General features: G+C 43.3%; 1 pseudogene. It reads left to right on the forward strand.

Annotation, left to right across the window (positions count from 1 at the left end):
* Positions 1–277: pseudogene (locus RFW85_RS06645) on the forward strand (hypothetical protein); the annotation flags it as partial.

A 277-nucleotide genomic window follows, 5' to 3' on the forward strand; every position in this document is an offset into this window, starting at 1 on the left:
CGACTTGTTGGAACCGAGTTTGAATATTTAAAAGACGCAACTATAGAAGCTGGTGGTAAGTTAGACTTCATTGCTGCGAAAACATCTATTACTGACCTAGTTAAAAAAGAAAAGAATTCTGTAGTCTGGCAGTCAATGCAAGATAAAGGNNGATTATAAATCACAAGGGTTAACGGCGGCTGGTGCTGCTCTTATTGTCATTATTGTAACGATTGCTACGATGGGTTCAGGAACTGCTGCGGCTGCAGGAGCTGCTGGTGGAACAGCAGCAAGTGGG

The organism is Acinetobacter sp. 12966, assembly GCF_031196995.1.
Lineage (GTDB): Bacteria > Pseudomonadota > Gammaproteobacteria > Pseudomonadales > Moraxellaceae > Acinetobacter > Acinetobacter geminorum.